The organism is Streptomyces galbus (genome assembly GCF_005280195.1).
Classification (GTDB): Bacteria; Actinomycetota; Actinomycetes; order Streptomycetales; family Streptomycetaceae; genus Streptomyces; species Streptomyces galbus.
On the sequence record NZ_SZPR01000031.1, the window covers coordinates 318,459 to 326,353 of the forward strand.

General features: G+C 74.1%; 5 protein-coding genes. 4 read left to right on the plus strand and 1 reads right to left on the minus strand.

The window, feature by feature from the left end:
• The first annotated feature begins 162 nt into the window (after positions 1-162).
• A complete protein-coding gene (locus E4U92_RS32070) occupies positions 163-1,821 on the plus strand; it encodes a M4 family metallopeptidase (protein ID WP_174864102.1) in 1,659 nt (552 codons plus the stop codon).
• 71 nt (positions 1,822-1,892) lie between these two features.
• Positions 1,893-2,420 (plus strand): DUF1990 family protein, encoded by a 528-nt coding sequence (locus E4U92_RS32075; RefSeq protein ID WP_137303937.1) that lies wholly within the window; start codon positions 1,893-1,895, stop codon positions 2,418-2,420.
• 25 nt (positions 2,421-2,445) lie between these two features.
• On the opposite strand, the gene E4U92_RS32080 is transcribed toward E4U92_RS32075, so the two are convergent.
• Positions 2,446-5,067 (minus strand): glycosyltransferase family 1 protein, encoded by a 2,622-nt coding sequence (locus E4U92_RS32080; protein ID WP_137303938.1) that lies wholly within the window; start codon positions 5,065-5,067, stop codon positions 2,446-2,448.
• Positions 5,068-5,325: 258 nt separating this feature from the next.
• Here E4U92_RS32080 and E4U92_RS32085 point away from each other — a divergent pair, with 258 nt between their 5' ends.
• The gene (locus E4U92_RS32085; RefSeq protein ID WP_137303939.1) at positions 5,326-6,573 is read left to right on the plus strand and encodes a S8 family peptidase; all 1,248 of its coding nucleotides are present in this window, start codon (positions 5,326-5,328) and stop codon (positions 6,571-6,573) included.
• Positions 6,574-6,889: 316 nt separating this feature from the next.
• Positions 6,890-7,895 (plus strand): maltotransferase domain-containing protein (locus E4U92_RS32090; protein WP_137303940.1); only part of this gene is annotated, 1,006 nt, incomplete at its 3' end.

Genomic DNA, 7,895 nt, shown 5'->3' on the forward strand with positions numbered 1-7,895 from the left:
CCGCAACGTTCATCGGACAGTCACTTTTCGGCCAACATCACGAGGGGGTCATGACATGTACGCGACCTGCTGTCAGGCTTCCTCTCACCCGCCGCACAACTTCACTCAGATCCCGGTCGGCCGCCCCACGCCTGAGCCGGACTCCCCCACGAAGGAGCTTGTGTGTCTCCCCTCTCGATGCGTCACAAGCGCAGCACGCTGGCCATCGCCACCGCCGTCGCGGCCGGTGCGCTGCTGGCCACCGGAGTGACCACCGGCACGGCCGCCGCCCAGGCGGACGCCACGGCCGCGGCGACCCCGCTCGCCGCCCCGGTGCAGCTGTCCGCGTCCGCCCGCACCTCGCTGCTGCAGGAGCGGCAGGCGGAAGCGGCCACCACGGCCCAGCAGATAGGCCTCGGCGCCCAGGAGAGACTGGTCGTCAAGGACGTGGTGAAGGACGCCGACGGCACGGTCCACACCCGCTACGAGCGCACCTACGCCGGCCTGCCGGTCCTCGGCGGCGACCTCATCGTGCACACCTCGAAGGCGGGCAAGGCCGAGGGCGTCACCAAGGCCACCAAGGCGGCCATCAAGGTCTCCTCGCTCACGCCGAAGATCGCCGCCGGCGCGGCCGAGAAGCAGGCGCTGGGCGCCGCCAAGACCCTGGGCTCCGACAAGGCCGCGGCCGACGGCGCCCGCAAGGTGATCTGGGCCGGCTCCGGCACCCCCGTCCTCGCCTACGAGACGGTCGTCGGCGGCTTCCAGGACGACGGCACCCCGAACCAGCTCCACGTCATCACCGACGCCGCCACCGGCAAGAAGCTCTACGAGTACCAGGGCATCGAGAACGCCACCGGCACCGGCAAGACCCTGTACTCCGGCACGGTCAGCCTGACCACCAACCTGTCGGGCTCGACGTACCAGCTCTACGACACCACGCGCGGCGGCCACAAGACGTACAACCTGGCCCGCGGCACCTCCGGCACCGGCACCCTGTTCACCGACGCCGACAACGTCTGGGGCACCGGCACCGCCTCCAGCTCCTCCTCGGACCAGACGGCCGCCGCGGACGCCGCCTACGGCGCGCAGGAGACCTGGGACTTCTACAAGTCGACGTTCGGCCGCAACGGCATCAAGAACAACGGCGTCGGCGCCTACTCCCGCGTCCACTACAGCAGCGGCTACGTCAACGCGTTCTGGGACGACGGCTGCTTCTGCATGACGTACGGCGACGGCAGCAGCAACACCCACCCGCTGACCTCGCTGGACGTGGCCGGCCACGAAATGAGCCACGGCGTCACCTCGAACACGGCGGGCCTGAACTACTCGGGCGAGTCCGGCGGCCTGAACGAGGCCACCTCGGACATCTTCGGCACGGGCGTGGAGTTCTTCGCGGGCAACTCCTCCGACGTCGGTGACTACCTCATCGGCGAGAAGATCAACATCAACGGCAACGGCACCCCGCTGCGCTACATGGACAAGCCCAGCAAGGACGGCGGCTCCGCCGACTACTGGTCCTCGACCGTGGGCAGCAAGGACGTGCACTACTCGTCCGGCGTCGCGAACCACTTCTTCTACCTGCTGTCCGAGGGCAGCGGCGCGAAGACCATCAACGGCGTGAGCTACAACTCGCCGACCTACAACGGCTCGACGGTCACCGGCATCGGCCGCGCCAAGGCGCTGCAGATCTGGTACAAGGCGCTGACCACGTACATGACCTCGACCACCAAGTACGCGGGCGCCCGCACGGCGACGCTGAACGCGGCGTCGGCCCTGTACGGGTCCACCAGCGCCGAGTACAAGGCGGTGGCCGCGGCCTGGTCGGCGGTCAACGTCAACTAGCCGACCGGTAGTCGAACGACGGCGGCACCCAGGAAGCCCGGCTTCCGGGTGCCGCCGTACGCTTGGGCACCATGTCCTCGACGTCCCCGGCCTTCACCTACGACGCCGTCGGCGCGACCCGTCAGGGTCTGGCCGACTGCCCGCCCGGCTTCCGCCCGATGCAGGTGCGCACCCGCATCGGCGAGGGCGAGGCGCTGTTCCGCCGCGCCGCCGAGGCGGTCCTCACCTGGGAGATGCACCGCGAGCTGGGCGTCGGCATCGACGCCACGGCCGAGCGGGCCGACACGGGCGTCGACGTCACCGTCACCCTGGCCGGCATGATCAAGGCCCCCTGCCGCGTGGTGTGGACCGTGGCCGAGCCCCGCCGCGCGGGCTGGGCGTACGGCACGCTCACCGGTCACCCCGAGTGCGGCGAGGAGTCCTTCGTCGTCGACCGCACCGGTGACGGCACGGTCTGGCTGACGGTCACCGCCTTCAGCCGCCCGGCCAAGTGGTACGCCAAGGCGGGCGGCCCGGCGACCCGCGGCCTGCAGCAGGCGTACGCCCGGCGCTGCGGGAAGGTCCTGCGGCGCCTGTGCGCGCCGCAGGACGCGGCCTGACCGCCCCCTCGGGTCACCCCCCGGGTCACCGCATCAGCACGCCCGCCGCCTCGACCAGCTCCTGCGACGGGACCGCGACCAGGCCCAGCTCCGCGGCGGAGGCCAGCAGCCGGTGCGCGGGCAGGACGCGGACCGTGTAGCCGAACGGGCCCGTGCGGTCCAGGGTGAGGGGCCCCTCGTAGACCCAGCGGCCCTCCTGGTCGGCGCCGCCCGCCGGCTTCAGCGCGACCGTCACCGCCTCCGTGATGCGGTCCTCGCTGTCCACGCGGCCCGACAGGGCCTGCACCTCCACGTCGTCGGGGCCCAGGCTCCCGAGGCGCACGTGGACGCGCAGCGCGAGGGTGCTGCCCAGTTCCGCGGTCGCGGTGGCCGCCGAGGTCTCGACGTGCTCGACGGCCACCTGGTGCCAGGAGGCGCGCACCCGCTCCTTCCAGTCGGCGAGGTCGCGCGCGGTGTCGGCGTCCAGCGCGCGGTGCGCCACGGCGGCCGGGGCGTAGAGCCGCTCGACGTAGTCACGGACCATGCGCCCGGCCAGCACCTTCGGGCCGAGCCGCATCAGGGTCTGGCGGACCATCTCGATCCAGCGGTCGGGCAGCCCCTGCCGGCCCCGCTCGTAGAAGCGCGGGGCGACCCGCTGCTCCAGCAGGTCGTACAGGGCCGCCGCCTCCACGTCGTCCCGGTGGTCCGGGTCGGTGCCGGCGCCGTCCGCGGTGGGGATCGCCCAGCCGAAGTCGGGCTGGAACCACTCGTCCCACCAGCCGTCCAGCACCGAGAGGTTGAGACAGCCGTTCAGCGCGGCCTTCATGCCGGAGGTGCCGCACGCCTCCAGCGGCCGCAGCGGGTTGTTCAGCCAGATGTCACAGCCGGGGTAGAGCTTCTGCGCCATCGCCATGTCGTAGTTGGGCAGGAACACGATCCGCCCGCGCACCCGCGGGTCGTCCGCGAACCGCACCAGCTCCTGCACCAGCCGCTTGCCGCCGTCGTCCGCCGGGTGCGCCTTGCCGGCCACCACGATCTGCACCGGCCGCTCCGGGTGCAGCAGCAGCTCCATCAGCCGGTCCCGGTCGCGCAGCATCAGCGTCAGCCGCTTGTACGACGGCACGCGGCGGGCGAAGCCGATGGTCAGCACGTCCGGGTCGAGCACCGAGTCGATCCAGCCCAGCTCGGCGGTGCCGGCGCCGCGCTGCCGCCAGGAGGCCCGCAGCCGGGAGCGCACCTCCTGCACGAGCTGCTCGCGCAGGTCGCGCCGCAGGTCCCAGACCTCCTGGTCCGGGATGTCGGCCACGGCGTCCCAGCGCTCGGAGCCGCCGACGCTCAGCACGTCCTCGGCGCGCTGGGCACCGACCTGCCGGGCGCCGAGCCGGAACACCTCCGGGGCCACCCAGGTCGGGGCGTGCACCCCGTTGGTGACCGAGGTGATCGGCACCTCCTCGGGGTCGAACCCGGGCCACAGTCCCGAGAACATCTCCCGGCTGACCTGCCCGTGCAGCAGCGAGACGCCGTTGGCGCGCTGGGCGAGCCGCAGGCCCATCACCGCCATGTTGAACAGGTTGGGCTCGCCGCCCGGGTAGGTCTCCATGCCGAGCCGCAGGACGCGCTCGACGTCGATGCCGGGCAGCTCGGCGTCGGCCCCGAAGTGGTGGGCGACCAGCTCGCGGTCGAAGCGGTCGATGCCGGCCGGGACCGGGGTGTGGGTGGTGAACACGGTGCCGGCCCGCACCGCCTCCAGGGCGGAGTCGAAGTCGAGCCGCTGCTCGTCGCACAGCTCGGCGATCCGCTCCAGGCCGAGGAAACCGGCGTGTCCCTCGTTCGTGTGGAACACCTCGGGCGCCGGGTGACCGGTGAGCCGGCAGTAGGTGCGCACGGCCCGCACCCCGCCGATGCCGAGCAGCATCTCCTGCAGCAGCCGGTGCTCGCTGCCCCCGCCGTACAACCGGTCGGTCACCCCGCGCTCGCCGGGGTCGTTGTCCTCGACGTCGGAGTCGAGCATCAGCAGCGGGACGCGGCCGACCTGGGCGAGCCAGATCCGGGCGCGCAGCCGGCGCCCGCCGGGCAGGGCCAGGGCGACGTACGCCGGGCTGCCGTCCTCCTCCTTCAGCAGGCTCACCGGCAGCTCGTTGGGGTCGAGCACCGGGTAGTGCTCCTGCTGCCAGCCGTCCCGGGACAGGCTCTGGCGGAAGTAGCCGTGCCGGTAGAGCAGGCCCACGCCGATGAGCGGCACCCCGAGGTCGCTGGCGGCCTTCAGGTGGTCGCCGGCCAGGATGCCGAGGCCGCCGGAGTACTGCGGCAGGGCGGCGGTGATGCCGAACTCGGGCGAGAAGTAGGCGATCGCGGCGGGCAGGCCGCCGGGCTGCGCCTGGTACCAGCGCTCGCCGGTCAGGTAGTCGTTCAGGTCGTCGCAGACCGCGGTGAGCCGGCGCAGGAAGCGGCGGTCCTCGGCCAGCTCGGCCAGGCGCGCGGGGCGCACACTGCCGAGCAGGCGTACGGGATCACCGTCCGAGGCGGCCCAGCGCTCTGGATCCACGGACTGGAACAGGTCACGGGTCTCCGGGTGCCAGGACCAGCGCAGGTTGCGCGCCAGGTCGCTCAGGGGCCTCAGGGGTTCCGGGAGAACGGGTCGGACGGTGAATCGACGGATCGCCTTCACATTCCACCTCGTCGCGCGTGCGGAGGGACACACGGCGCTGTGCGTCCTCGTCGTCATCTCCGACCGTAGTGGTTACTTCGGGGTTGGTGGGGGCGTCTCGGGGGTGACGGGGTGGCGCACCCGGGGGCGCACACGGCCGATCCGGCCGGTTTCCTCCCCCGGGGCCGTCTTGTGACCCTTCGTCCGCGCACGAGAGGCTTCCCCCGGACGCACCGGCGCAGGGCGGTGTGCGTCGCGTCGAGGGAGGGAACGCGCAGCATGGCTCGGACGCGGAACGGGCGACCGCGCCGGGCAGGGGGGCTGATCGCAGCGGTCGCGGCCGCTGCGCTGTCGGTCGTCCCCCTGCCCGCGCACGCCGTACCGGAGGGGACCGTCGTGGGCGCCGGGGCGCCGGGGTCCGTCGCCGGCAGCTACCTCGTGTCGCTGCGGGAGGGGGTGCGCGCCGACTCCGCGGAGACCCGGCGGACCGTCGAGGGGTACGGGGCGAGAATCGGCCATGTCTACGACACGGTGCTGCAGGGCTACGCCGTCACGGCCGGCGCGCGGCAGGCCCGCCGGCTCGCCGCGGACCCGCACGTCGCCTCGGTGGCCCAGGACACGCGGGTGGCCGTGGACGGGGCGCCCGCGCCGCCGGCCCGGCGCACCGGGCCGGCGCTGAGGACGCAGCGCAGACCGCCGTCCTGGGGGCTGGACCGGCTGGACCAGCCGCGGCTCCCGCTGGACGGCCGCTACTCCGCCCCGGCCTCGGGTGGCGCCGGGGTCACGGTCTACGTCCTGGACACCGGGATGCGCGTCACCCACCGGGAGTTCGGCGGGCGCGCCCGGTACGGCTGGGACTTCGTCGACGGTGACCGCACCGCCTCGGACGCCGACGGGCACGGCACGCACGTCGCGGCCACGGTCGCGGGGGCGACGTACGGCGTGGCGAAGCGGGCGCGGATCGTCTCGGTACGGGTGCTGGACGACCGGGGGGCCGGCACCACGGGCCGGGTGATCGCCGGGATCGACTGGGTCACCCGGCACGCCCGCCGGCCGGCCGTCGCCGACCTGAGCCTCGGCGGGCCGTACGACGCCCGGCTCGACGCGGCCGTGCGGGCCTCGGTCCGGGCCGGGATCACCTACGTGGTCGCCGCCGGCAACGACGGCGGGGCCGCCGCCCTGCACTCCCCCGCCGGCGTGCGCGAGGCCCTCACCGTCGGCGCGACCGGCCCGGGGGACGCCCGGGCCGCGACCTCGAACCTCGGCTCCGCGGTCGACCTGTTCGCCCCGGGCGTGTCGATCACCTCCGCGTCCCACCGCAGCGACACGGGCCGCGCGGTGTGGTCGGGTACGTCGATGGCGGCGCCGCACGCGGCGGGCGCGGCCGCGCTGTACCTCGCCGCCCACCCGCGGGCGTCGCCGGCCGAGGTCGGACGGGCCCTGGTGGCGGCCGCGGCGCGCGGGAGGGTGTCCGGCCGGGGGGCCGGTTCGCCGGACAGACTCCTGCAGGTGCCGGCCGTCCGCTGACGCGACGGGCGGGCGGGTTCCGGATGTCTCGAATCGGGCGGGTCGGACGGGTCGACATACGGGCGAGTAGTTAGCAACGTGCCGGATTGCCCACCCGAAGAGCATGGGAAGGCTCCTGCGGTGCACGACGCATCACCCGGAACGCCCCGGGACACGTTCGCGCGTTCCCCGGCAGATCACCCTCCGGAAACATGTTCGGGGCAGCATGGGAAACACGCCTCAGGTACGACCCCTTGCACGTGCCCCGGACCCCGCAGTACGCACCTCCCCCCTTCCCTCCGCCCACCACCCCCGTTCGATGCGGACAGGAGCGGTCATGCCCGCCACGCACCACTCGTCAGTACCCCCCAAGTCCCGGTCCACCCGGGCCGGCTCCGCGCCCCCGGGGCGCACCCGGCCACCGGCCGCGGAGGACCCCTCCGCCGGCGCCCGGGGCCGCGGCCCGGGGACCGCCGTGGGGCGCATACCGGTCCTGGACGTCCGCCCGTGCGTGCAGCACGGGCGCCGGCCGGCCAAGGCGGTCGTCGGGGAGTCGTTCGAGGTCTCGGCCACCGTGTTCCGCGAGGGGCACGACGCGGTCGCCGCCGACGTCGTGCTGCGCGATCCCGAGGGGCGTCCGGGGCCCTTCACGCCGATGCGCGAGCTGGCCCCCGGCACGGACCGCTGGGGCGCCACCGTGCGCCCCGACGCGCCCGGCCTGTGGTCGTACACGGTGGAGGCCTGGGGCGACCCGGTCGCCACCTGGCGGCACCACGCCCAGATCAAGATCCCGGCGGGTCTGGACACGGAGCTGGTGCTGGAGGAGGGCGCCCGCCTGTACGAGCGGGCCGCCGACGGGGTGCCCGAGGACGGCGGGCGCGACGTCCTGCGCGCCGCCGTGGAGGGCCTGCGCGACACCTCCCGCCCGGCGGCCGCCCGCCTCGCGGCGGCGCTCGCGCCGGAGGTGGCCGAGGTGCTCTCCCGGCACCCGCTGCGGGACCTGGTGACGGCCTCGGACCCGCTGCCGCTGCTGGTGGAGCGGGAGCGGGCGCTGTTCGGGTCCTGGTACGAGTTCTTCCCGCGCTCGGAGGGCACGCCCGAGGAGCCGCACGGCACGTTCCGCACGGCCGCGCGCCGGCTGCCGGCGATCGCGGAGATGGGCTTCGACGTCGTCTACCTGCCGCCGATCCACCCCATCGGCACCACCTTCCGCAAGGGCAGGAACAACACCCTCTCGCCCGGCCCCGACGACGTGGGGGTGCCGTGGGCGATCGGGTCGCCGGAGGGCGGCCACGACGCGGTGCACCCGCGGCTGGGCACCCTGGAGGACTTCCGCTGGTTCG